21 protein-coding genes and 3 tRNA genes are annotated in these 23,044 nt (G+C 52.1%); 18 read left to right on the top strand and 6 right to left on the bottom strand.

Annotated elements, in window-relative coordinates; all coding sequences use genetic code 11:
* The 3 genes from prfB to E5987_RS09075 form a co-directional block, all read right to left on the bottom strand.
* A protein-coding gene (gene prfB, locus E5987_RS09085) for a peptide chain release factor 2 (RefSeq protein WP_160335773.1) occupies positions 1 to 1,105 on the bottom strand; the annotation gives its coding sequence in 2 pieces (ribosomal slippage) (positions 1 to 1,023 and positions 1,025 to 1,105; 1,104 coding nt in all).
* Positions 1,106 to 1,153: 48 nt separating this feature from the next.
* On the bottom strand, positions 1,154 to 2,872 hold the full coding sequence (gene recJ, locus E5987_RS09080) for a single-stranded-DNA-specific exonuclease RecJ (protein WP_160335772.1): 1,719 nt from the start codon (positions 2,870 to 2,872) through the stop codon (positions 1,154 to 1,156).
* Positions 2,873 to 2,887: 15 nt separating this feature from the next.
* Positions 2,888 to 3,934: a hypothetical protein gene (locus E5987_RS09075; RefSeq protein WP_160335771.1), complete on the bottom strand. Its 1,047-nt coding sequence runs from the start codon at positions 3,932 to 3,934 to the stop codon at positions 2,888 to 2,890.
* 107 nt (positions 3,935 to 4,041) lie between these two features.
* Between E5987_RS09075 and E5987_RS09070 the strand changes: the two genes are divergently transcribed.
* The 9 genes from E5987_RS09070 to E5987_RS09030 all read left to right on the top strand — a co-directional run bounded on the left by E5987_RS09070 (position 4,042) and on the right by E5987_RS09030 (position 12,106).
* Positions 4,042 to 5,277: a lipoprotein-releasing ABC transporter permease subunit gene (locus E5987_RS09070; RefSeq protein WP_160335793.1), complete on the top strand. Its 1,236-nt coding sequence runs from the start codon at positions 4,042 to 4,044 to the stop codon at positions 5,275 to 5,277.
* The gene (locus E5987_RS09065) at positions 5,270 to 5,956 is read left to right on the top strand and encodes an ABC transporter ATP-binding protein (protein WP_160335770.1); all 687 of its coding nucleotides are present in this window, start codon (positions 5,270 to 5,272) and stop codon (positions 5,954 to 5,956) included. The genes E5987_RS09070 and E5987_RS09065 overlap by 8 nt, the downstream gene beginning before the upstream one ends.
* Before the next feature lie 3 nt (positions 5,957 to 5,959).
* Positions 5,960 to 6,778 carry a TatD family hydrolase gene (locus E5987_RS09060; protein ID WP_160335769.1) on the top strand — a complete coding sequence of 273 codons (819 nt, stop codon included), beginning with the start codon at positions 5,960 to 5,962 and terminating at the stop codon, positions 6,776 to 6,778.
* Positions 6,779 to 6,951: 173 nt separating this feature from the next.
* Positions 6,952 to 7,539, top strand: coding sequence for an ACT domain-containing protein (locus E5987_RS09055; protein ID WP_251570480.1), 588 nt, complete (start codon positions 6,952 to 6,954; stop codon positions 7,537 to 7,539).
* 25 nt (positions 7,540 to 7,564) lie between these two features.
* A complete protein-coding gene (locus E5987_RS09050) occupies positions 7,565 to 8,938 on the top strand; it encodes a PFL family protein (RefSeq protein WP_160335768.1) in 1,374 nt (457 codons plus the stop codon).
* A 9-nt stretch (positions 8,939 to 8,947) separates the two neighbouring features.
* Positions 8,948 to 9,298 carry a RidA family protein gene (locus tag E5987_RS09045; protein WP_160335767.1) on the top strand — a complete coding sequence of 117 codons (351 nt, stop codon included), beginning with the start codon at positions 8,948 to 8,950 and terminating at the stop codon, positions 9,296 to 9,298.
* A gap of 451 nt (positions 9,299 to 9,749) precedes the next feature.
* Positions 9,750 to 11,852, top strand: coding sequence for a RelA/SpoT family protein (locus E5987_RS09040; protein WP_160335766.1), 2,103 nt, complete (start codon positions 9,750 to 9,752; stop codon positions 11,850 to 11,852).
* A 67-nt stretch (positions 11,853 to 11,919) separates the two neighbouring features.
* Positions 11,920 to 11,996 (top strand) — tRNA-Val (locus tag E5987_RS09035).
* A gap of 33 nt (positions 11,997 to 12,029) precedes the next feature.
* Positions 12,030 to 12,106, top strand: a tRNA-Val gene (locus E5987_RS09030).
* A 50-nt stretch (positions 12,107 to 12,156) separates the two neighbouring features.
* On the opposite strand, the gene E5987_RS09025 is transcribed toward E5987_RS09030, so the two are convergent.
* From E5987_RS09025 to E5987_RS09015, 3 genes are read right to left on the bottom strand one after another with little or no spacing between them, the layout of a single operon-like run.
* Entirely contained in the window at positions 12,157 to 13,101 is a 945-nt protein-coding gene (locus E5987_RS09025; RefSeq protein WP_160335765.1) for an SPFH domain-containing protein, read from the bottom strand.
* Complete coding sequence (locus tag E5987_RS09020; protein ID WP_160335764.1) at positions 13,101 to 13,538, bottom strand: NfeD family protein; 438 nt, start codon at positions 13,536 to 13,538, stop codon at positions 13,101 to 13,103. The genes E5987_RS09025 and E5987_RS09020 overlap by 1 nt, the downstream gene beginning before the upstream one ends.
* Before the next feature lie 16 nt (positions 13,539 to 13,554).
* Positions 13,555 to 14,811 (bottom strand): M20/M25/M40 family metallo-hydrolase, encoded by a 1,257-nt coding sequence (locus tag E5987_RS09015; RefSeq protein WP_160335763.1) that lies wholly within the window; start codon positions 14,809 to 14,811, stop codon positions 13,555 to 13,557.
* A 78-nt stretch (positions 14,812 to 14,889) separates the two neighbouring features.
* Here E5987_RS09015 and E5987_RS09010 point away from each other — a divergent pair, with 78 nt between their 5' ends.
* From E5987_RS09010 to E5987_RS08970, 9 genes are all read left to right on the top strand, one after another.
* Positions 14,890 to 15,174 carry a hypothetical protein gene (locus E5987_RS09010; protein WP_160335762.1) on the top strand — a complete coding sequence of 95 codons (285 nt, stop codon included), beginning with the start codon at positions 14,890 to 14,892 and terminating at the stop codon, positions 15,172 to 15,174.
* 176 nt (positions 15,175 to 15,350) lie between these two features.
* Positions 15,351 to 17,276, top strand: coding sequence for a threonine--tRNA ligase (gene thrS, locus E5987_RS09005; protein ID WP_160335761.1), 1,926 nt, complete (start codon positions 15,351 to 15,353; stop codon positions 17,274 to 17,276).
* 4 nt (positions 17,277 to 17,280) lie between these two features.
* Complete coding sequence (gene infC, locus E5987_RS09000) at positions 17,281 to 17,814, top strand: translation initiation factor IF-3 (protein WP_160335791.1); 534 nt, start codon at positions 17,281 to 17,283, stop codon at positions 17,812 to 17,814.
* A 145-nt stretch (positions 17,815 to 17,959) separates the two neighbouring features.
* Positions 17,960 to 18,157, top strand: a complete 198-nt coding sequence (gene rpmI, locus E5987_RS08995) for a 50S ribosomal protein L35 (RefSeq protein ID WP_160335760.1) — start codon at positions 17,960 to 17,962, stop codon at positions 18,155 to 18,157.
* Between the two features lie 17 nt (positions 18,158 to 18,174).
* Positions 18,175 to 18,531 carry a 50S ribosomal protein L20 gene (rplT, locus tag E5987_RS08990; protein WP_160335759.1) on the top strand — a complete coding sequence of 119 codons (357 nt, stop codon included), beginning with the start codon at positions 18,175 to 18,177 and terminating at the stop codon, positions 18,529 to 18,531.
* A gap of 112 nt (positions 18,532 to 18,643) precedes the next feature.
* Positions 18,644 to 19,660 carry a phenylalanine--tRNA ligase subunit alpha gene (gene pheS, locus E5987_RS08985; RefSeq protein WP_160335758.1) on the top strand — a complete coding sequence of 339 codons (1,017 nt, stop codon included), beginning with the start codon at positions 18,644 to 18,646 and terminating at the stop codon, positions 19,658 to 19,660.
* A gap of 16 nt (positions 19,661 to 19,676) precedes the next feature.
* The gene (gene pheT / locus E5987_RS08980; protein ID WP_160335757.1) at positions 19,677 to 22,082 is read left to right on the top strand and encodes a phenylalanine--tRNA ligase subunit beta; all 2,406 of its coding nucleotides are present in this window, start codon (positions 19,677 to 19,679) and stop codon (positions 22,080 to 22,082) included.
* 181 nt (positions 22,083 to 22,263) lie between these two features.
* Complete coding sequence (locus tag E5987_RS08975; RefSeq protein WP_160335756.1) at positions 22,264 to 22,671, top strand: MerR family transcriptional regulator; 408 nt, start codon at positions 22,264 to 22,266, stop codon at positions 22,669 to 22,671.
* A 31-nt stretch (positions 22,672 to 22,702) separates the two neighbouring features.
* Positions 22,703 to 22,779: transfer RNA gene (locus tag E5987_RS08970), tRNA-Pro, on the top strand.
* The last annotated feature ends 265 nt before the right edge of the window (positions 22,780 to 23,044 follow it).

Below are 23,044 nucleotides of genomic sequence, written 5' to 3'. Positions count from 1 at the left end.
TTAGACTCCCTGTTTAAGGCTTGCTTCGATAAAGTTTTCAAGCGCGCCGTCCAGAACCGCAGAGGTATTGCCAGTTTCAACATTGGTTCTCAGATCTTTGACGCGGGACTGATCCAGTACATAAGAGCGTATCTGATGTCCCCACGAAATGTCGCTCTTATTGTCTTCCAATTCCTTCTGAGAGGCCTGACGCTTGCGAAGCTCTGCTTCATACAGACGGCTTTTCAGCACGTTCATCGCTTCTTCACGGTTCTGATGCTGACTTCTGCTTGTCTGGCAGGTCGCGACAATGCCGGTAGGAATATGCGTGATTCGAATCGCGGAATCCGTTTTCTGAATGTGCTGACCGCCCGCGCCCGAGGCTCGGAAAGTGTCAACACGCAGATCCGCAGGGTTGATTTCGATTTCAAAGGAATCGTCGATTTCGGGGACCACAAACACGGATGCGAATGATGTGTGGCGGCGGGCGTTGGAGTCAAACGGACTCTTGCGGACTAAGCGATGAATGCCGGTCTCGGTGCGAAGCCATCCGTAAGCGTAGTCTCCGCTGATTTTGATAGTGCACCCTTTGATGCCTGCGACGTCGCCTTCCGTCTCTTCAATGATTTCAGCATCAAAGCCCTGACGTTCCGCAAATTTCAGATACATGCGCTCAAGCATGCTCGCCCAGTCCTGGGCTTCGGTACCGCCGGCACCGGCCTGAATTTCAAGGAAGCAGTTCGCGGAGTCGTGTTCCTGATTGAACATCCTCTGAAATTCGAGGTGTTCGACCTTCTTTCTGAATTCGGCGACGTCCGATTCAACGGATTCAAGCGTACCGTCGTCGTTTTCTTCTTTAGCCATCTCGAAGAGTTCAAGCGCGTCCTGAAGGCCGCCTGTCAGCTCTTTGAGCGTGAGAACAATGTTTTCGAGATGCTTCTTTTCTTTACTGAGCTTTTGTGCTCTTTCCTGATCCTGCCAAACGTCAGGATCCTCTAGTGCCTGAGTGACTTCCTCAAGCTGGCGTTCTTTTTGATCGTAGTCAAAGATACCTCCGAAGCTCGCTCGTGCGGGCAAGGAGGTCTTCGGCAGTCGTGCCGATTAGATTTAGTCGTTCAACTTCCATTTGCTGCAGTTTAGTTTTTGATGGTAAAAAATGAAATTATAGAAGAGGTTAGGCCCCCCAATCGTCGACCTCGTCTTCCATGCTCTCTACAATGAGCTGTACGGAGGTTCGCCCGGCCCATTCATTCAAATCCAGCTTATAGGCCAAGTGCACGTTTTCGGGAATCTCGCGTCTTCTGCGGAACCAGATCGCGTTCAGCGTGCGGCCGTCTGTTTCCAACACAAGCTTTAGGTGCTGATCTTTGAGAATCTTTTGAGAGAGCACGCGGAAGTGGTTGGCAAAAAGCGGTTCGGTAAAGCCCTGTCCCCACACGTTGGAACGGATTTCCCGAACTAATTCCGCATTAAAGTCTCCCGCGCTGAGCTCGCCATCGGTCAGGACATTCTTTTCAAAGGCGCCGGGCTGCGCGGTGTCGGTGATCGCCGCTTCAAAAGCTTCCTTAAAGAGTTCGAATTTGTCCGCGTGTATGGTGAGGCCTGCCGCCATGGCGTGGCCGCCGAATTTAACAATCATCCCCGGGTTGCGCTTATCAACCAGATCCAGTACATCGCGAAGATGAATGCCGGGGATAGAGCGGCCCGAACCCTTCAGATACTGCACGCCGTTTTCTTCCGAAGGCGCAAACGCAATGGTCGGACGATAGGTCTTCTCCTTGATGCGGGAGGCGACAATGCCGACAACTCCGCTGTGCCAGTTATCGCCCTTGATGGCGATGGAGTTGGTTTCTCCGACCGCAATTGTTTGCGTTTCAATGAGCGCTTCTGCCTGCATATCATCTTCAATGCTTCGTCTTTTCTTGTTGAAGCTTTCCAGCTGATCGGCAATGTCCAGCGCATGGCCGTAATCGGAAGTGCAGAGACACTCCACACCCAGTTCAATCGAATCTAATCGGCCTGCGGCATTGATGCGAGGACCGATTAAAAAGCCTAAATCCGACGCGTTTAAAAAGAGCGTGTTTTTACGGCTCTTTGTCAGGAGCGCCGAGATGCCGGGCTGCATGCGGCCTTCACGCATGCGCTCAAGGCCTTTAGAGACCAAAATGCGGTTATTGCGGTCCAAGGGAACCACGTCAGCCACGGTGCCGAGAGAAACCAGATCGATGAAATTCAGCAGGTTGGGCTGTTTGCCGCCCGCAAAAGCGTTTCGTTTTCTGAGTTCTGCGCGCGTAGCAAGCAAAACGTAAAACATGACGCCGACACCCGCAAGCGACTTGCTCGGGAACGTGTCGCCGTGCTGATTTGGATTCACGATTAGGGTGTCCGGGACGCGGCTTCCGGGAAGATGGTGGTCTGTGACGATCACATCAATGCCCAGAGACTTCGCATACTCAACGGCATCGTAGGAAGAAATGCCGTTGTCAACCGTGATGATCAAATCGGGTTTTCTTTCCGCCGCTCTTTTAACCAGGGGCGTTGAAAGGCCATAGCCGTCTTTTTCCCGATCCGGGATCAGATAGTCGACGTTTTTAGCGCCGAGCGCGCGAAGGCCGAGGCGGGCAAGCGAAACGGAGGTCGCTCCGTCGCAGTCATAGTCGCCGATGATCATGATCTTCTTCTGCGCTTGGATCGCGTCGGCAAGACGGGCGCCGGCGGCTTCACAGTTTAAAAGCTGATCCGGCGCAAGCATATTGTGAAGATCGTAGTTCATGTCTTCGGGAGACTTGACGCCGCGGGCGGAGAGGGCGCGCGCGAGCGGTTCCGAATAACCGCGGTTAATCAGCGCCTGTACGGTGTTGTGGTCAAAACGACGTGTTGAGAATTTTGTCATGTGTCCAATCCGGTGTTAGAGATTGCCGGCGCTAAGCCAATCAGCGGCGTGGTCGTATTTTTTTCTGAAGAGAGAAAAACCTTTTGCGGGCTCCTTGGTTCGCTCAACAATGCTGACACGCATGCCCGAGCACGCCACAAGACGCGGATGATACTTTTCAAATCCGACGCAGCCCTCCATGTAGGTGCGGAGTTTTTCAATGGTCTGATCCCAAGTCTTGGTCCACAGTTCAGAGTCCTCTTTAACGCGAGGGTCCTCAAAATCGGTCATGACGCAGAGCCGATCGCCTTCCGGACAATCCGGCCAGCCTTTTTTCGGGCTGACGATGTAATTTTTTGAGATGCCTGCCGCTTCAGCCACGCCTTTCGCATACGGATCGTCCGAGAGCAGACAGCGAATTTGGGTGTAAGGCAGCAGCTGTTCATCAAAACCTCCGCCGCTTACCCAGAACCCGTCAAGTCTCGGTTTGCCTTCTTGGTTTCTTCTGCGGTTCAGCTCACTTGAAGCAAGCGCGCTTTCAATTTCCTGATGAAGCTCTTCCCACTGCGATGCGTTTTCGCCGTCGGCGGGCGTTTTGAGCTTGCCTCTTTGCGCTTCCCACGGCACACAAATCGTGTTCCATGCCTGCTTGCGAACAAAGAAGAAGCGTCCGTCAAGGACCTGTACGTCAAAATTAAACCGTCTGGCAAGCGGAGAGAAAAGATCTCTCAGATCGCACTCGTCATCAATGTCAAAGGTGTCAGACGAAGATTCCAGCCGCCCGTCTTCAAACCGATAGCCGTTCAGAGACCAAAATTCCTGATCGACTTTAGGGCCGCCGAGTCCTTTCCACGTGTAGGGGGCGGTAGGCGCAAGCGTATCGCGCTGGCTCAGCAGCATCCAGAGCCATTGGGAGGCGGTAAAACCGGAAAGCGCCGGATTGGCGAACACGTCAGTGCAGCGAAAACTGTCACAGTTGGCTAAGAACTCGCGAAGCGAGGCGGGGGCGACGGCTTTGCCGAGCCGTTTTGTCTGCTCGGACGAAAGAACCAAATTTGGGAATAAAAATATTGTGGCTGGCATAACCTTGCCATTTTAATAGTCGATGCGCGACAGCTAAAATAATTCGACTAACTTATTGGATAAGATTTGTGAAAAATAAACCGCTTTCGTCTCTGCCGTTTGAGTGGATGATCGGCTTGAGATACACGTTTTCCAGACGTAAGGGAAAGAGAGACGGATTTGTCTCTTTTATTTCCGGCATGTCCATGGCGTCGATTGCGCTCGGAGTGATGGCGCTCATCATCGTGCTCTCTGTTATGAACGGCTTCCAAAAAGAGGTCAGAGACAAGATGCTTTCCGTGCTTTCTCATGCGGAAGTAGTCTCCCTCGGTCTGCCGATGAAGGATTGGCAGAAAACCGCGGAAACGCTTGAAAAGAATAATCCGGAAATCGTCGGGGTGGCGCCTTTTGTCCGCGGTCAGGGACTGCTTTCGAGTGGCCGCAATGTCAAAGGCGTGCAGATCAGCGGAATTGATCCGGAGCGGGAAAAATCCGTCAGCGACGTCGCGCAGGCTATGACAGCGGGTTCCCTCAGTGATTTGAAGAGCGGCGAATTCAAAATCGTTATCGGTACGGATTTGGCCAGACAGCTTGGCGTTGTCCCGGGAGATCAGATCACAGTGATGATTCCGCAGGGGCAGTTTACGCCCGCAGGAACGATGCCGAGAATGCGGCAGTTTACCGTCGCGGGTGTCTTTAATTCCGGCCACTATGAATTTGACAGCGCGATGAGCTTTATCAATCTTGAGGACGCGGAAAAACTTTTTAGAACCTCCGCTCCGAACGGCCTGCGCATCAAGCTTGAAGATATGCAGGAGGCGCCCGCTGTAGCGGCCAAACTCAACGGTACAATGCCGAGCGGGCTGATTGCGATGGATTGGTCGCGCCAGAACCGTACATGGTTTGCCGCCGTGCAGGTGGAAAAACGCATGATGAGCATCATTCTTTTTCTGATTGTGCTCGTAGGCGCTTTTGGTTTGGTGTCTTCCCTTGTGATGACGGTTAACGCAAAACGCAGCGATATCGCGATTCTGAGAACTCAGGGCGCGACGCGTCAGTCCATCATGAAAATTTTCATGGTGCAGGGCGCCTTTATCGGCTGCATGGGCGTTTTAATCGGCGTCGGAGCGGGACTTTTAATCGCCTGCAACGTGGGCGCAATCGTCGGATTTATCGAGCATCTCTTCGGAGTGCAGTTCCTGCCGAAAGAAATCTACTTTATTTCTTCAATGCCAAGCGATCCTCGGGCTTCCGACATTGTTCCGATCGCGATTTTCTCTTTTGTTCTTGCGTTGGCCGCCACGGTATACCCGAGCTGGCGTGCCGCCAATATTGAACCGGCGGAGGCGCTCAGATATGAATAACAAAGTTGTGCTGAAAGTCAAAGGCCTGACAAAAATCTTCAAAGAAGGCAAAGACTCTTTGGAAGTGCTCAAGGGCATTGATTTAGAAGTTGAAGAAGGCGTCTCCGTGGCGATTGTGGGTACCTCGGGCAGCGGCAAGTCCACTTTGCTCCAGTGCTTGGGCGCGCTCGATACCTTTGATGCCGGCAGCGTAGAAATTGACGGAGAAAATATTGCCGATCTGAGCGAAAAGCAGCGGACGCAGATGCGCAACCGAAAACTCGGTTTTGTGTATCAGTTCCACCATCTGCTGCCGGAATTCACATCGCTGGAAAACACGGCGATGCCGCTCAAGATCAGACGGGTTCCGGCCGCTGAGGCGCAAAAGCGTGCGGAGCATCTGCTGGCTGCGATGGGACTTGAAGAACGCGTGGATCACCTTCCGAGTCAGCTCTCGGGCGGAGAGCGTCAGCGTGTCGCGATCGCGCGCGCCGTGTGCGGCTCTCCGGTTTGTCTGCTCGCCGATGAACCTACCGGAAACCTTGACCGGGAGACCGCGGTTTCAGTGTTTGATTATTTGGTGCGTTTAACGCGAGATGAGAAACTCACGCTGATTATCGTGACCCACGACCCGGAGCTTGCCGCGCGCTGCGACCGCATCTATCGGCTGAAAGCGGGCCGACTGATCGCGGAGAAGTAAATCATGAAGCCGCGCTGGATCGATACTCATAATCACCTCTTTGTTCTGCCGCACGAGCAGCAGAAGGCGGAAGTGACAGACGCCCGCGCCTGCGGAGTGGCAGCGGGTTTGGTATGCGCGGGAGGAACGGATAATTTTGAAGCTGCGATCCGGTGCGCTCACGAGTGGGATTCCTGCTATGCGCTCGCGCTGCACCCGCTATACCTGCGCGAAAGCTGGCGTTCAGATCTTCAGGTTTTGGAGGATGCGCTCTTAAAAAATCGAGAGGATCCGCGTCTTGCGGCGGTGGGCGAGTGCGGTCTGGACTTTTCCGATGACTGTTCCGTGCCTCGGGATATTCAGGAAGCGGTTTTCTCCGAGCATCTGAAACTCGCCCGAAGGTTAAAGCTTCCTTTAAGTCTGCACGGCCGAGGCGCTATGGATATCGTGCTCAAGCATTTGAGACGCATTCAGCCGCTCTGCGGCGTGATTCACGCTTTCAACGGAAGCGCGGCACAGGCTGAGCAGTTTATTAAGCTCGGATTCAAAATCGGATACGGCGGCGCGATGACGTACAACGGCTCAAAGCGGATACGCGCGCTGCTTGCTGCGCTCCCCGAGCATGCCTGGGTGCTTGAGACGGACTGTCCGGATATTCCGCCGAGCCGAACCCGTGAGCGGGAAGAAAATCCGCAGAGCGTTCTTGCCGATATCGCTGATTACGGCTTGGAGGCCGCAGAACTGCGCTCTATCAGTCCTGAAGAATCGTCACGGCAGTCGCAGAGAAACACGCTTGAGGTTTTTCCCGCGTTCAGCGCGATACTGGCTGCCGCGCCTCAATAGCGGAAATTAGGGGTTGGCTGGGCATTTTTCCTTAACCGGAAAAATTGTGCCCGTTATCGGCAAATAGCAGAGGGCGGTTGATTAAGATTATGAGAAGCTGTTGAATTTATCTATGTTTTTCCGAATCAATACGGCTTTCGGAGCCGATATTTATCAATAAAAAGGACTAGGAAGTGAAACAAATTTTACTGGCTGTAACCGGCCCTGACAGTTTCGGCGTGGTGTACACGACCGCCAGCGCGCTCAGCAAACTCGGCTGCAACTTTATCAACATGAATCAGACAACTCTCTGCAATCAGTTTTCTTCTCTGATGATTGTTGAAAAGCCCGAGGATTTGTCTAATGAAGACATTCAGCAGTCGGTTAAGAAAGAACTTTGCGAAAAGGGCTTTGACATGTCCGTTACGACTCGGGATATTGTCAGGGGAGAAGAGACGCTCACGGAGGGCGAACCTTTTGTGATCACGGTTGACGGACCGCAGGAAGGCTCAAAAGATATTCTGACCGCGTTCACGCATGTCTTTTACGAGGGCCGTATCAACATTGACAGCTTCCGCTCGATCGAGCAGCCGACTGATGAAGATGGCAAACCGCTTGAAAAGGCCCGTGTGCTTTTAGTCTTTGAAGTGACGGTTCCTTTTGACGCGGACCGCAAGGCGCTTCATCGCACGCTTGCCGATATCGCTCATGATCGTCATTTATCCATGAGCATGCAGCACAGAAGAATTTTTGAGGCGATTCACCGCATTATCGTCGGGTAATCAAATACGGAATGGAATATTAGAAATGCTTACAGAACGCGAAGTAACCTCCACTATTGATATGCTGAGAAGCGAACATCTGGATGTTCGCACCATCACACTCGGCCTTAATCTTTTTGACTGCGCCAGCGACAATTTCGACACATTTGCCTACAGAGTCCGTTCCAAGATCAACCGCCATGCGAAAAACCTGGTATCGATCTGCAACGAAGTCGGTGACCGCTACGGCATTCCGGTGGTCAATAAACGCATTACGGTTTCTCCGATCGGCACTGTCTGCGCCGGCTACAGCAGAGATCAGATGGTTAAAGTCTGCAAGCTGCTGGATGAATGCGCAGAAGACGCGGGTGTTGATTTCCTCGGCGGTTTCGGTGCCTTGGTGGAAAAAGGCATTACTCCGGGAGAGAAGAATCTGATCGACGCGCTTCCTGAAGCGCTCAATATCACTAATCATGTCTGCTCGTCCATTAACGTCGGACGTACCAGAACCGGCATCAACATGGATGCGGTCAAGCTGATGGGTCAGCGAGTTTTGGATGTAGCCAACATGACCGCTGACAGAGACGGATTAGGCTGCTGCAAACTGGTGATCTTCTGCAATATCCCCGAAGACGTTCCCTTTATGGCGGGCGGCTATCTCGGCGTCGGCGAAGCCGATGCAGTGATCAGCGTCGGCGTCTCCGGCCCCGGCGTGGTGAAAAAGGCGATTGACCGAGCCGTCAGAAGAAGAGGCGAAAAAGTCTCTATCACTGAAATTGCGGAAATTATCAAGAACACGGCCTTCAAAGTGACGCGCGTCGGTGAATTGATTGGAACCGAAGTCGCTCAGCGTATGAACCTGCCTTTCGGTGTGGCTGACCTTTCTCTTGCGCCGACTCCTGAAGTTGGCGATTCCGTGGGCGAAATTTTCCAGAGCGTCGGACTTTCCTCTATCGGCGCGCCCGGTTCAACAGCTGTTTTAGCCATGCTGAACGATGCGGTGAAAAAAGGCGGCGTGTTTGCTTCTTCTTCCGTCGGCGGTCTTTCGGGCGCTTTCATTCCGGTGAGCGAGGATGCAGCGATCGCCTCCGCAGCCGCTTCAGGACGCCTGACACTTGAAAAATTGGAAGCCATGACCTGCGTCTGCTCCGTCGGTCTGGACATGATCGCGATTCCGGGCGACACTCCCGCGGACGTGATTTCCGGAATCATCGCCGACGAATGCGCGATCGGCATGATTAATGCGAAGACGACAGCGGTTCGCCTGATTCCGGTTCCGGGCAAGAAGGTCGGAGAGCGCGCGGAATTCGGAGGCCTCCTCGGAGGGGCTGATATTATGCCGGTTCAGCAGGGGAGCGCCGCCGGCTTTATTAATCGCGGCGGTCGCATCCCCGCACCGATTCACAGCTTTAAGAACTAAAGGTATTTGATGATTACACGCATTGATAAAAATAATCGATTCAGTGAGGCGGTCGTTTGCAACGGCGTTGTTTATATTTCGGGCCAAGTCGATTTGAAGCGCGTGAGAAGCGCCGAAGAACAGACGCAAAATGTGCTCGAGATTATTGACGATCTGCTTGCGCGCAGCGGCTCCGACAAGGAACATATTCTTCGCTGTACGGTTTATTTATCCAATATGGGCTACTTCCATGAAATGAATCTTGCGTGGGAGAAATGGGTCAGCACAGAGAATCCGCCGGCTCGTTCGGTGATCGAATCCGCTCTGCCTGATCCGTCATGGAAAGTGCAGATCTCAATGGTAGCAGTGGTTCGAGACTAACCTAAAGAAAAAAGAGACGTTATTGACGGATTGGGTAAAATGATACCCCTGCGATCTTGAAGGCAGATTCTGTTTCAGGACTGCCTTTTTTCATCGGACAGGCCCTAAAAACACCGCCCCTGGGACGGAGGTTTTTAGGCCTTTTTTAGTTTGTTTTTTTATTGCCTTGTATACTTGCTGAATGTCGGAGTTTGCGTCCGCAGAGAGTGGAAAATCTCAGCTGTCGTCAGCTTAGCGCTGATGCGGTCGAGGCAGTAAATGTATTGATGGCCGGACAGGCTCGGTTAGCCTGTGAAATGAACGGAGAGATCCGTTAATCGGCGCGCTAAAGGCGCTGTCAGCAGGAAACCGTCCGAACCTTCTGCCGCAGCGGCTGAGGCCGTCGCCGTGGTCCGGAATTTCCGTCACTCGTGACGGGAAGAATGTCAAAGTTTCATCGTTGAAAGAAAGAATGGACGAGGATAAGAAAGTAATTAACCTGGCCGACGTTCGACGTATTATCGAGCCTCTATATGAGGGTCAGGTTCTGTACACGGGTGAGCCTGTGTTAGCGCATGCCGAAGTCGTTGTTGATATTCTCAGAGGAATTCGCGACGACGATGATTTGCTCGCGGCCGCCTATCTTTTCTGTGTTTGGAATCAGCTCAAGAACCCGAAGGAATGGCTGACCGGCCACTTTGGCAAACAAGTCTGCGAGCTCGTTGAGAATCTCAAAGTCGTGATTGACGTGAGTGAGAAGGCGAGAAAAAGAGAGGGCGACGCCAAAATCAGCGAGCAGCCCGATGCGGTCAGACGTCTTCTGCTGGCTCTCTGCCAAGACCTGCGTGTCGTACTGCTTCGTTTGGCTTCTCGTCTTCAGACGCTTCGCTACTTTGCCGCTTCTAAGGCGCCCGGAGCGAAAGAATACGGGGCGGAGACGCTTGCGCTTTACGCACCGCTTGCCAACCGTCTTGGTATTTGGCAGATGAAGTGGGAGCTTGAGGACTTATCTCTGCGCTTTACCGAACCGGAAGTCTTCCATTCCATTGCGAACGCGCTTGAGGAAACGCGCGAAGAACGTGTCGCTTCGATTCAGGATGCAGTCCGAGGCATTCAAAATCTTCTCGCCTCCCACGGCATCCAGGCTTCCGTTTCGGGACGCCCAAAGCACATCTATTCCATCTGGAAGAAGATGGTAAAGAAAAATCTGAAATTCGAGCAGCTCTTTGACGTCCGTGCGGTGCGAATCATCGTGGACACCGTGGAAAAGTGCTATGAGACGCTGTCTCTTATTCAGGGTACGAGCGAAGTTCTTTCCAAAGAGTTTGACGATTACATCGCAAAGCCTAAACCCAACGGATATCAGTCGCTGCACACCGTGATTCTCGGCTCCAGAGGCAAACCTCTGGAGATTCAGATCAGAACCCGGGCGATGCATGAATTTGCTGAACTTGGCGTAGCGGCGCACTGGAGATACAAGGAAGGCTCAAAGCGTAAAGCCGGAGAGCACGAAGAAGACCGCGTGGCGTGGCTTCGACAGATGCTCGCATGGAAGAGCGACATTCAGCACTCCCCGACTCCAGAGAGCGTCAAAGATCAGAATATCTATGTTCTGACGCCTCAGGGCAAGGTTCTGGATTTGGTTGCGGGCAGCACACCGATCGACTTTGCCTACCATCTGCACACGGAACTCGGTCACCGCTGCCGCGGTGCGAAAGTCGACGGCGTGATGGTGCCCCTGAACACGCCGCTGCAGAGCGGACAAACCGTAGAGATTATTACCGCCAAAACCGGGGCGCCCAGCCGCGACTGGCTGAATCCGGACCTTGGTTTTACCGCTTCTCCGCGTTCAAGAACTAAAGTTCGTCAGTGGTTCAATGCGCAGGAAATGCAGCAGGCCTTGGCGAGCGGACGCGAAAAAATTGACAAGGATCTCGCAAGAATCGGTAAAACCGCTGTCAAGCTGGAAGATTTAGCCAAACGTCTGGGTTTTACCTCGGTTGATGATCTTTGTCTTGCCGCCGGGAAGGATGAGCTCGGACAGAGAGCGATTGAAAATGTTCTCATGCCCAGAGCTGAGACGCCCGAGCATGAGGATGTTCTCACGACGGTTAAGAAGCCCGGGCACAGTGAAAAAGGCAAGGTGCTGGTGGTTGGCGTGGACTCCCTGCTCACGCAGCTTGCCCGCTGCTGTCATCCGGTTCCCCCGGACGAGATCGTGGGCTTTGTCACACGCGGCAGAGGCGTGACGGTTCATCGGGCCGACTGCCCGAATATCCGCTCGCTGGATGAATCCGGACGCGACCGTTTGATTGAGGTCTCCTGGACGCATGATCAGACAGCGGTGTTCCCGGTTGAGATTTTGGTGATCAGTCAGGACCGTGTCGGTCTTCTCAAGGACATTACGGAAGTGTTCTCGAGAGAAAAGGAAAGTATCGTTGCGATGCAGTCCGCAAAAGTCAAAGGTGATGTGCACACCACATTTACGATTGAGATTCGCGGAAAAGACGATCTGGCCCGTACACTGAGCGCGATTCGGGAGGTTCGCGGGGTTTACAGCGCAAGAAGAAAGTAAAAAATTGCTTCAGTTTTACTTTTGACTTGTCAAAGTAAAAAAATACTTGTATAGTCACGTCTTCCTTAGGCACGTAGCTCAGCTGGTTAGAGCATCACCTTGACATGGTGGGGGTCGTTGGTTCGAGTCCAATCGTGCCTACCAAGGAAACACAATTCGATTACGCGGTAACGCGACAGGCACGTAGCTCAGCTGGTTAGAGCATCACCTTGACATGGTGGGGGTCGTTGGTTCGAGTCCAATCGTGCCTACCAGAATTCTAAAAAAGCCCCGATTTTCGGGGCTTTTTCTATATCTGCGGTGGTTAGGCTTTCGGTTTTTCCGTGTTCTTTACGATTGCCATCGCGCTCGCCACCATGGAACTGATATCGGCGAGGTTGGCAGGAAGCAGCAGTGTGCTGCTCTTCTGAGCGATATTGCCAAACGCTTCCACGTATTTTTCTGCAACCTGCAGGTTGACAGCCTCAAGGCCCTTGTTCTGAGCGATTGCCTCTGCGACCAATCGGATCGCTTCAGCCTGAGCTTTTGCGACGGCTTCGATCGCTCTGGCTTCGCCTTCGGCCCGATTAATCGCCGCCTGCATTTCACCTTCAGACTGAGCAATCATGGAAGCGCGTTCGCCTTCGGCAACGTTGATTTCTTTCTGTCTCTGACCTTCGGATGTCGCGATCACAGCGCGTTTTTCCCGTTCAGCCGTAATCTGAAGCTGCATCGCGCGGAGAATTTCTTTCGGCGGCGTCAGATCCTTGATCTCGTAGCGAAGAACTTTTACGCCCCATGTCTGGGCCGCTTCGTCAACGGCCTGAACAACACGGGCATTGATTTCCTCACGTTCTTCAAACGTTTTATCGAGCGACATGGTGCCGATCACGCTTCTGAGCGATGTCTGAGCAAGCTGAGTAATGGCCATGACAAAGTCGGATGTTCCGTAGCTCGCAAGCTCGGGATTGGTGACCTGGAAATACAGAACACCGTCTACCTGCAGCTGAGTGTTGTCTTTTGTGATGCAGATCTGACTTGAAGTGTCCATCGGAATTTCCTTCAGTGTCTGCTTATAGGCGACTTTATCGATCAGCGGGACGATAAAGTTAAGGCCCGGCTCGAGCACGCTGTGGAATTTACCGAAGCGCTCGACCACCCAGGCTTCCTGCTGCGGAACGACCTTGACGGCGTCGCGGATAAAGATAACCGCGAAGACGGCAAGTAAAAGAATAAAAAAGCTAAAGCCTCCTAATGCGATTTCCTGCATTACTTCTCCTTGTGAAATTTAATAATTAAAGTGTTTGCGTTCATACCCGTGATCGACCAGAGACCTGGCTTTAAAGTCTGACCTTTTTCTGCAGCCGCCTGCCAATGCGTGCCTCGGAAAAAAACGTCGGCCGTGCCGTCTTCTTTCCAGTGCTCGACGGTGACAATTTGGCCGTCATTCAGATTCTGAATCTGAGCGGCGTCCAGGGTTTTACGGCCTGTGTCATTTTTCTTTTTAAGAGAAAGCAGCACGCAGCCGATAATGCCGAAAAGGGCGAAGCCGAGCAGCTGAGCCGTAAAGCTCAGGCCGACAACTGCAATCACAAAGGCAGCGATGGCAGACAGCCCGAGTATCAGCAGATAGAAGGTGCCGAGCAACATGTCGGCGCCTGCGAGCACGACAGCGACAATGAGCCAGAGAAAATATAAATCAAACACGTTTTCTCCTTAAAAACTAGAGTGTTTCGCCGAGCGGTTTAAGCGTACCTTCAATCCCGGCGATGACACCAAGAAGGATAAGCGACTTCTGCTCACAGCAGAAGACATCTTTGGGATTAAACCATTCATTGAGCGTATGGGTGCCGTATTCTTCGCCGCCGCGGCCCAAAGTCACAGCCGGAATGTTTCTCGCGATGGCCATATTGGTATTGGTACAGCCGCCCGGAAGGAAGTTCGGCTCTCTGCCGACCGCGAGTGTGGCCAGTTTTGTAAGCTGAATAATTCGCGCGTTATCCGGCTGAGATCCCGCAGGCACGTCCAGGATTTTGCGGTAAGTGACGCTGATGCGGCCGCTGCAGCTGTCTTTTGGGTTTTCCGCTTCAGCTCCCGCTTCAAAAGCACGAATGAATTCATCATCGAGTCGGTTCAATTCTTCCTGACTGTTCGAGCGGGCGTTGATTTTAAAGGTCGCTTTCTGAGCAATCCCGTGGATTGCCTGACCGCCTTCAATCAGGCTGACTGTGAAGGTGGTTTTCGGATCCGTCGGAACTTTGATTTTGGTCATCTCGGCGATCGCGAGAGCGGCGGCGTGAATCGCGCTCGGTCTCTCGCAGGCGGTCCAAGCGTGCCCTCCGGGCCCTTCGAATGTGACTTCCCAGTCGACGATTCCGGTCGCGTTTGCATAAAAAGTTTCTCCGCTCGGTCCGTCAATGGAAAGCGTGGCTAAAAGCTCGGTTTTCTCTTTAAGTTCATCGAGTACCCAGGCCATGCCCTGCATACCGCCAAGTCCTTCTTCGCGCACGGTGCCGGCAAAGTAAATATCATGCACGGGCTTCAGACCGGCGTCTTTCAGCGCGCGCAGCACGGCAAGGTTTGCGGCAAGCGCACGTGTGTCATCGCAGATGCCGGGGCAGTGCAGACGTCCTTCTTCGTCTTCCCGGATTTCCTTGACATCGCCAAAGGAGAAAACCGTGTCAAGGTGTCCTTCAAGCAAGACAGACTTTCCGGAGTTGGCGCTTCCCGTGACTTTGCCGAACACATTGAAATGCTCATCCATGACGACATCGGTTAAGCCGGCCTCCTCGAGCATCTGCATGTAGCGGCGCGCTTTCTTTTCTTCATGCCCGGTCGGAGCTTCAATCAGCGTGAGTTCCTTTTGGTCGCGAATTGTCTCGGGGAGGCGGTCTTTGACGTAGGCAAGCGCATGACAAAAGCGGGTGTCTTCAGTAAGTGTCTGAACGGCGGCTTTGAGGTCCTGAGCAAGAGTTTCCATTGTGGGTTCCTTTATATAATTTGAGGCTGCGATTTCTTTATCTTATGCCATAAGTTAGAAAATCTTGTAGGAGTTTTTGTGCTCATCTCATTTTTTACATTGATATTGGCTTTTTGTGTCGGAATCCTTTCCGGACTTTACTTTCGAAAACGCGTCAGCGGTTTTATCGGGATAGTTCTGTCATGGGTTATCGGAGCCTTTGTCGCGGTTCTTCTGACATACGGCTGTCTCAAAGTGCTTCTTTGGACGGATGTGATCACAAGCGTGAATACCGCCTGGTTTATTCGACAGTGTGTCTGGCTTTCCGTACTTGCGCTGATTGGTGTTTTCCTGAGCGGCAAGGCGCTGAATAAATCGGAGTAACGTTTCGTGCGCCTTAAATGGTAGAAACAATCGCTCAAGAGCGCCTCTGAGCTGATAAAATCGATGTTTTGCGGATTTCGGCGCCGTTGCCTAGGATGCCGTTTCCTGCGGGATCGCTGTTCGTTTGTGCAAAAAGCCCGCATTAAAACTGAAAAGAATTTTTGGAGATTAGGTTAATGATAGAAGTTACACTGCCTGACGGATCCAAGCGCGAATTTGACGCGCAGGTTACCGTCGGAGATGTTGCGGCCTCAATTGGCGCCGGGCTTGCCCGTGCAGCCCTCGCCGGAAAGGTAAATGGAAAACTGGTCGATCTTTCGACTCCGATTACTGAAAACAGCACAGTAGCTATCATCACGGACAAGGATCCGGAAGGCCTTGAGATTATCCGTCACTCTACCTCCCATCTGATGGCGCAGGCAGTCAAGGAACTGTTCCCGGACGCTCAGGTCACAATCGGACCGGTTATTGAAAACGGTTTCTATTATGACTTCTCGATGCCGCATTCTCTGACGCTTGAAGATCTGCCCAAAATCGAAAAGAAAATGGATGAGATCGTCAAGCGCGATTTGAAGATCGAGCGTGAAGAAATGGACCGTGATGAAGCGGTCAAGTTCTTCAAGTCTATCGGCGAAAACTACAAAGCCGAGATCATTGAATCCATTCCTTCCGGTGAAACGATTTCTCTGTACCGTCAGGGCGACTACGTGGATCTCTGCCGCGGTCCTCACGTGCCGAACACCGGACGTCTTAAAGTTCACAAGCTGATGAAGATCGCAGGCGCCTATTGGAGAGGCGACAGCAGGAACGAGATGCTTCAGCGCATTTACGGTACCGCCTTTGCGAAGAAGGACGAGCTTGCTCAGTACCTTCATATGCTTGAAGAAGCTGAAAAGCGCGACCATCGCCGCCTCGGCAAAGAACTCGATCTCTTCCACTTCCAGGAAGAAGCTCCGGGTCTGGTTTTCTGGCATGCTCGCGGCTGGGCTCTTTGGCAGCAGGTCGAGCAGTACATGCGCAAGGTGTATCAGGACAACGGCTACATGGAAGTCAAGGCTCCTCAGCTGCTTGACAGAACGCTGTGGGAGAAATCCGGCCACTGGTCCAAATACAAAGAGAATATGTTCACGACAGAGTCGGAGAATCGCTACTATGCGCTCAAGCCGATGAACTGCCCGGGTCATATTCAGATTTTCAACAGCGCCGTTCGCTCTTATCGCGATCTGCCGATCCGCTACGGTGAATTCGGCGCCTGCCATCGCAACGAACCGTCCGGCTCTCTGCACGGTCTGATGCGTGTCCGCGGTTTCACTCAGGACGACGGACATATTTTCTGTACTGAAGATCAGATTCTTTCCGAATGCACGGAATACACCAAACTGGTCCAGAAGGTTTATGACCATTTCGGCTTCTATGACATTTCCTACAAAGTGGCCACTCGTCCCGAAAAACGAATCGGTGACGATGCGACATGGGATAAAGCTGAAAAGGCTTTGATGGACGCGCTTGATTCCGCGGGCATCAAGTACGAAATCCTTCCGGGCGAAGGCGCTTTCTACGGTCCGAAGATTGAATATCACCTGAGAGACTCGCTCGGCCGCGGCTGGCAGTGCGGAACAATTCAGGTCGACTTCCAGATGCCGGGCCGACTCGGTGCCGAATATGTGACCGAATCGAACGGACGTGCGACACCGGTGATGCTGCACCGTGCGATTGTCGGCAGTTTGGAACGCTTTATCGGCATGCTGATCGAGCACTATGCCGGCCAGCTCCCGCCCTGGCTTGCTCCGGTTCAGGTCGGTGTGGCCAACATTACCGACGATCAGGTTGACTATGCTCAGGAAGTCGTCGCAATGCTTAAAAAGGCCGGACTCAGATCGGAAGCGGATTTGCGGAATGGCAAAATTACATATAAGATTCGCGAACTTAGCTTGCAAAAACTGCCTTACATCCTGGTCGTAGGCGCCAAAGAAAAGGCAGAAGGCAAGGTCGCGGTACGCGTTCGTGGCGGCAAGGATCTTGGCACCATGAGCGTAGAAGATTTTATTAAGCTTGTTCAGGAAGACGTGGAAACACGCCGCAACGTGAACAAAATCGATTAATTAACTGGAGACAAACATAGCTCAGGAACGCACACACCGGATCAATGGCGAGATCCGAGTGCCAGAAGTACGCTTGACCGGTTTTGACGGTGAGATGATTGGCATCGTCAAGACTTCTCAGGCATTAGCCATGGCTGAAGAGGCAGATGTTGATTTAGTAGAGGTCGCGCCGAATGCGAGACCTCCGGTCTGCCGTCTGATGGATTACGGCAAGTTCCGTTATCAGGAACAAAAAAAGGCTCAGGAAGCCAAGGCCAAACAGAAGGTTATTCAGATCAAGGAAGTTAAGTTCCGTCCTCAGACGGACAAGAACGACTACGATACGAAGATCCGCGCTTTGACCCGCTTCATCACCGACGGCAATAAAGCCAAGGTGACTCTGAGATACCGCGGCCGTGAAATGGCCCATCAGGAATTCGGAACCGATCTTCTGAACCGAGTCAAAGAGGATCTGGCGGAAATCGCACAGGTCGAGTCTTTCCCGAAATTGGAAGGACGTCAGATGATTATGGTTCTTGCTCCGAAGAAAAAGAAGTAACAAATCTAACGCTTAAATTTGTTGACTCTTTTTTGTAGTATCATTACGCCCTGCTCTCGAGCAGGGCAATAAGTGAAACCAGGCTGTCAAGTTTTCCAGTGTTTGGAAACGCCTGCAATCATCTAAAAATAAGGACTTAGGCAAAATGCCCAAGATGAAAACCAAAAAAGCCGCAGCGAAGCGCTTCAAAGTTCGCTCCGGCGGTTCTATCAAGCGTGCACACGCTACAAAACGTCATATTCTCACAAAGCGCACGACTAAGAATAAACGTCAGCTGCGCGGCATGTTAACCATCTGCGAACAGGACGTTAAAGAAGTCCGTCGCATGTTGCCTTACGCTTAATTTAGAGGAGATTTAAGATGCCCCGAGTAAAACGTGGTGTAACGGCGCGTGCCCGTCATAAAAAAGTTTTTAAGCTGTCCAAGGGTTTTTCCCTTCGCCGCAATAATGTTTACCGTGTTGCCAAGCAGGCTGTTATGCGTGCCGGTCAGTACGCATATCGTGACCGCCGCAACAAGAAACGCGTGTTCCGCCGTCTGTGGATCGCTCGTATCAACGCCGGTGCTCGTGCCAACGGCATGAACTACAGCCAGTTCATGAACGGCCTCAAGAAAGCCGGTATTGAACTCGACCGTAAAGTTCTTTCCAACATGGCTATTTTCGACAAAGAAGGCTTTGCCGCTGTTGTCGCTAAGGCCAAAGCAAGTCTTGCTTAATACGGAAACAACACAGTTTTAGCGGTCCTTACCGTTTAAACTGATAAAATATTACAAGAGCCTGGCTTTATGCCAGGCTTTTGTTTTTTATCCTTCATCGCTGTCGACAAAAATGGAAGATCTAAGTCAAATTATCGAGTCTGCCCGTCTAAGCTTCGCACAGGCTCAGACTCCGGCCGCACTGGAAGACGCTAAAGCCGTCTACCTTGGCAAAAGCGGCTCTTTAACAGCACTCTTAAAAGGGATGGCAAAGCTTTCCCACGAAGAAAAACGTGAAAGAGGTGCACAAATTAATAAAGCCAAGCAGCAGGTAGAAGCGCTGCTTAATGAGCGCCGCCGCCAGATGGCTGACGAAGAGCTGAACCGCAAACTGGCGAGCGAAGCTGTGGATATTACGCTTCCCGGCAGAAACTTCGGTACAGGCGGGATTCATCCTGTGATGAAGACCTGGATGCGTGTCGAAGAAATTTTCAAAACCATCGGCTTTGATGTGGCCGACGGTCCCGAAGTTGAAAACGATTGGTATACGTTTACCGCTCTGAATAATCCGCCCAATCATCCGGCTCGAAGCATGCAGGATACCTTCTATGTGGATATGAAGGATGAGACCGGCAAACAGCTGCCGCTTCGCCCGCATACCTCTCCGATGCAGGTGCGCTACGCGCGCCAGCACAAGCCGCCGATCAAGGTGATTGCTCCGGGAAGAACCTATCGAGTTGACTCTGATGCGACTCACTCGCCGATGTTCCATCAGGTTGAAGGGTTGTGGATTGACGAAAACATCAGCTTTGCCGACCTCAAAGGCGTCTATGTTGATTTCCTGAAGCGTTTCTTTGAAACAGACGATTTGATCGTCCGTTTCCGTCCGAGTTACTTCCCGTTCACAGAACCGAGCGCTGAAGTGGACATGATGTTCACCAGCGGTCCGAGAAAAGGCAAGTGGCTTGAAATCAGCGGCTCAGGCGAAGTTCATCCGAATGTGGTCAGAAATTTCGGCCTTGATCCGGAAAAGTATGTCGGTTTTGCTTTCGGTTCCGGACTTGAGCGTCTGACAATGCTTCGCTACGGTATTGACGATCTGCGCCTTTTCTTCGAAGGCGATCTTCGCTTCCTTCAACAATTCAAATAATCGGCTAAGGTAAAAAATGTTATTTTCAGAAGAATGGCTTCGCCACTACATTAATCCGCCCCTTTCAAGCGAAGCGCTTTGCGAAACACTGACAATGGGCGGTCTGGAAGTGGAGGGATCCGAACCGATCGCGCCCGCCTTTACAGGAATCGTTGTTGCGCAGGTTCTGACAGTGGAAAATCATCCTAACGCCGACAAACTGCACGTATGCACGGTTGATGTCGGGGAAGGGGATCCGGTTCAGATCGTTTGCGGCGCTCCGAACGTTGCACCCGGAATCAAAGTACCTTGCGCGAAAATCGGCGCAGTTCTCCCGGGCGACTTCAAAATTAAGAAGGCCAAGCTGCGCGGCGTTGAAAGCAACGGCATGCTTTGCTCGAGCAGAGAGCTTGGCATCTCCGAAGATCATTCAGGACTTTGGATTCTGCCTGCGGACGCTCCGGTCGGAGAAGATATCCGTACTTACGAACGTCTTGACGACAGAAAGATTGAAATTAAATTAACACCGAACCGCGGTGACGCGCTGAGCATTATCGGTGTCGGCCGTGATCTTCGCGCGATGACCGGCGCTGAACTTGCTCAGCCGGATATGTCTCCGGTTGAAGCAAACTGCGACGCCGTTCATAACGTCAAAATTGAAGCGCCAGATCTCTGCGGCCGTTTCTCCGGCCGTGTGATTAAAGGTCTGAATCCGAACGCACCGACTCCCGACTGGATGAAGTCTCGTTTAGAAAGATCCGGTCAGAGATCGATTTCCGCTCTGGTGGATATTTCCAACTACGTTCTGCTTGAGCTCGGTCGTCCGACTCACATCTTTGATCTGGATAAGCTTGACGGAACCCTGACGGTTCGCTGGGGCAAGGAAGGCGAAAAGGCGGGGCTTCTGAACGGAAAGACCGTCGATATCGATCCGTATTTCGGCGTGATTTCTGACAATAACGGCATCGAAGCGATCGGCGGCATCATGGGAGGCGCTCATGCGGCGGTTTCCGATGACACCGTGAACATTTTCATTGAGTCCGCTTTCTGGTGGCCTGTTTCTATTCAGGGACGCTGCAGAAAGCTGAACTTCTCCACCGATGCGGCCTACAGATTTGAACGCGGCGTTGATTTCGGCACCACCGTTGAACATCTCGAGTACACCACTCGTCTGATCAAGGATATCTGCGGTACAGCAGAAACACAGATCGGACCGGTTGTCGATATGGTAGAAAGCCTGCCGGAGCGCAAGCCGGTCAAGATGAGAATTGAACGCTGCCGTAAGATCATCGGTGCGGATATTTCCGAAGACAAGATGGCTGAATGCTTCACACGTCTTGGCTTTAATTTCGAAAAGAAGGACGGCGCTTTCCTGGTTGAACCGCCGACATACCGCTTCGATATCGAAATTGAAGAGGATCTGATTGAAGAAGTTGCCCGTCTCTACGGCTATCAGAACCTCACAGAGATCCCGCCGCTTGCTCGTGTTTCCATGCTCGAGAGAAACGAGGACACGCTCGATCGTCATGAATTGAGAAAGAAGATGGCGGCGCTGGGCTTCCAAGAGCAGATCAGCTACTCGTTTGTGGCCGAGGAAGAGGAAGCGGATTTTTCTGCGGTGAAAAATCCGATTAAGGTTCTGAATCCGATCGCTTCTCAGATGGCGGTCATGCGTACTCAGCTGATTGCGGGTCTTGTAAATACGCTCAAATACAATCTGAACCGCAAGACGGAACGTGCGGCGCTCTTTGAGTACGGGCGCGTATTCTTCAGAGACAAGACAGTTAAGGGATCGGACTTTGCGGTTGAGGGTGTTCGTCAGCCGGTCCATCTGGGTGCGTTGGTTTACGGTTCTGCTTACCCGGCTCAGTGGGGCGAGAAGGCTCGTCCCTATGATTTCTTCGACCTGAAGGGCGTTGTTGAACAGCTGACTGCAGGCAGAAAACTGCGTTTTGAGAAATCGAAGAACCCAGCTTTGCATCCTGGCCGCTCCGCAGATGTCTATTTGGATGGTGACCTCATCGGTGTGATCGGTGAGCTTCATCCTGCTCTGGCTCAGAAGTATGATCTGCCGCACTCGCCGGTTGTCTTTGAGCTTGACGCTGAGCCGCTTCTCAAACAGGGCCTGCTGGTTCATAAACCGATTTCCAAGTTCCAGCCGGTTTCCAGAGACATTTCTGTTTCGATGGCTTCTGATATTGCGCTTCAGAAGCTGACCGACGCGGTCGCAAAGGCTGCGAAGAAAGATCCTCGTCTGTTCATTCTGAGCTCCTTCAAACTCTTTGACGTTTACCAGCCGAAGGATGATGCAGGACAGAAGAGTCTTGCCTTTAGTGCTCGCTTCCAGCGCATGGACAGCCAGGTTTCTGACGCAGAAGCCGATGAGGCCGTGCAGGCGATTCTGAACGTTCTTGCCGAACAAGGCGCTGTTCTGAGACAGTGATGAATCTGACTGCGGATCGCTCGTGTTGTGCGGGCGGTTCTGCAGGCGGCAGGTTCGTCTTTGATCGATTTGATGAAAGTCGGTCAAAGAAGACTCTGCTTTGCGCGTACTCTTCCGCGCGCGGCGAAAGGTCTGATGAAACGGACAGACTGTTAAGCCTAAATTTAAGGGCCTTATACCGATGAAGAAGAAACTAGCAGCATTGCCGGAAATTCCGAATAAACGATATTTCCCAATCCGAGAAGCCTCAGACTTATGCGGCGTAAAGGATTATGTTCTGCGTTTTTGGGAGAAAGAGTTTTCACAGCTTAGGCCCTTAAAGCGAGGCGCTCATCGGGCCTATAGAAAAAAAGACATAGAGATTGCGCGGCGTATCAGAGAGCTCGTCCATGGGGAAGGCTATAAGCTTTCCGCCGCACGGCAGATTCTGACTCAGGAGCTTGAAGCGCTGAAAAATAACAAGCCGGTTCAAGAGCCGGGAGCGCCTGCCGAATTAAAGATTTCTCGAGAAGCGGTAACGGCCGATATTGGAGAGCTCGAAGAAATTATTTCAAATCTTGAAAAAATCGCGGACTTCTTGCATACATAAAAAAATTAGTGTATATTCTCAATTCTTGAGTCGGGGCGTAGCGCAGCCTGGTAGCGCACTTGCATGGGGTGCAAGGGGTCGCGAGTTCGAATCCCGCCGCCCCGACCATTTCTTAAATTAGCTCGTTGAACGAGCTTTTTTAATGCCTATTTGCTAGGTAAGCCCACCGAAATATTTCAGAATTTAGAGTGCCCGGAAGAGGCTTAGCCCTTGATCTGAAGGCGGCCTTTCTAGAACCTGAATTCCGTGCCCTCTAGGTGATAAATCTTGGAGGCACGGCTATCTTCAGAGCTTCTATCGTCGCTCTTAGTTTCTTGGGGATTAGGTCCCAGTAAAAAGAGTTTTCTTCGTCAGATTTCCTGCTGGTTACGTC

The organism is Parasutterella muris (genome assembly GCF_009767915.1).
Taxonomy (GTDB): domain Bacteria; phylum Pseudomonadota; class Gammaproteobacteria; order Burkholderiales; family Burkholderiaceae_F; genus Parasutterella; species Parasutterella muris.
This window is presented reverse-complemented; position numbering and strand designations above follow the sequence as displayed.